Origin of the sequence: Allosphingosinicella sp. (assembly GCF_036387215.1) — a bacterium.
Lineage (GTDB): Bacteria > Pseudomonadota > Alphaproteobacteria > Sphingomonadales > Sphingomonadaceae > Allosphingosinicella.
In genome coordinates this window covers 1-1618 of the sequence record NZ_DASVUE010000414.1, presented here as the reverse complement: position 1 = coordinate 1618, position 1618 = coordinate 1, and the positions used below count along the sequence as shown (strand labels likewise).

At 67.4% G+C, this 1618-nt stretch carries 2 protein-coding genes; both read right to left on the bottom strand.

The window, feature by feature from the left end:
- On the bottom strand, nucleotides 1-566 hold a 566-nt coding region (locus tag VF662_RS15800), incomplete at its 3' end, for a M48 family metalloprotease (RefSeq protein ID WP_464142908.1).
- Nucleotides 567-657: 91 nt separating this feature from the next.
- Nucleotides 658-1599: an acetyl-CoA carboxylase carboxyltransferase subunit alpha gene (locus VF662_RS15795; RefSeq protein WP_464142909.1), complete on the bottom strand. Its 942-nt coding sequence runs from the start codon at nucleotides 1597-1599 to the stop codon at nucleotides 658-660.
- Nucleotides 1600-1618 lie beyond the last annotated feature (19 nt).

The window sequence follows — 1618 nt, the reverse complement described above, 5'->3', positions numbered from 1 at the left end:
TCCTGCTCGCGCGAGAAGCTGAGGGTCAGGATCTGGCTTCCCTGGCCGATGCCTTTCTGCAGGAGCTGGCCGAGCCCGGAATTCCCCGCCACGGCGCCCACGACGAGCTGGCCGAGCGCACCGAGAATGGTGTTGCGGGTTGCAGTGGATTGGCGCCGCTCCGGATGCCGCGCGGCGATGTGTCCGATCTCGTGGCCGAGCACCGAGGCAAGTTCGGCCTCGTCGTCCATCAGCCCGAGCAGCTGGCGCGTGATGTAAACGTATCCGCCCGGGACCGCGAAGGCGTTCATGACGGGCGAGTTGAGCGTGGTGATCGTGAAGACGCCGTTGCCGCCGCCCGGAACCCCGGAGACGGAAGCGATCCGCCGTCCGATCGTCGTCACATAAGCGGCCCGGGCGCCCGTTTCGGCGCCTCCGAATTCCTCCACCAGCTGGGGATGCTGCTGGGCGGCGGTGCGCGCGGCGGACTGGGATATTGCACGCGGCGCCTTCTGCGCGGTGCCCTGGCTCGCGAATGCCATCGCGGCGAGCGACGCCGTCAACGCCAAAAGCGTTCTGGTCCTCATGGTGGATACTCCTGTTACGCAACGATTGTCGTCGCGAAACGAACGCGGAGCGCCGGAGGCGGGTTCCTTTACCCTGGCCTGAAGCGGGAGATCAGCCGATCGCCAGGAACTTGGCCCGCCGCTCCGCGCGCAACTCCTCGCCGGTCTTGACGGAGAGCGCCTGCAATTCCTCGCTCAGGGCGTCCCCGAGCGACTTGATCGCCTCCTCCGGACGCCGGTGAGCGCCGCCGAGCGGCTCGGGGACGATCCGCTCGATAACCCCGAGCTGCTTCAAGTCGGCCGCAGTCACCCGCATCGCTTCGGCCGCGTCCGCGGCGCGATCGCCGCTCCGCCACAGGATCGAAGCACAGCCTTCCGGCGAGATCACTGCGTAGACGGAATGTTCGAGCATCAGCACGCGATTGGCGGCGGCAAGCGCGATCGCTCCGCCCGAGCCGCCTTCGCCGACGATGACGGCCACCAGCGGCACGGACAGCGACAGGCATTCTTCGGTGGAGCGTGCGATCGCCTCGGCCTGCCCGCGCTCCTCGGCCTGAACGCCGGGGAAGGCGCCCGGCGTGTCCACCAGCGTCACCACCGGGAGGCCGAACCGATCGGCAAGGCGCATCAGGCGGATCGCCTTTCGATACCCTTCGGGCTTAGCCATCCCGAAATTGTGGCGCAGGCGACTTGCAGTATCGTCGCCCTTCTCGTGGCCGATCAGCATAACCTTGCGGCCGCGCATGCGGCCGAGCCCGCCGATGATCGCCTGGTCGTCTCCAAACGCGCGGTCGCCGGAGAGCGGCACGAAATCCTGCACGAGGCCGGCGACATAATCCTTGAAGTGCGGCCGCTCCGGGTGCCGCGCGACCTGGGTCTTCTGCCATGGCGTGAGCTTGGCATAGGTCTCGCGAAGCATCCGCTCCGACTTCGCCTGAAGCCGCTCGATCTCGGCATCGATGTTGATCGAACCCGCCTCGGCAGTCTCGCGCAACTCGTTGAGGCGCGTGTCCAGCTCGGAGAGCGGCTTTTCGAAATCCAGGAAAGTCGGCATGCAGCGCGTGGGGTTAGGC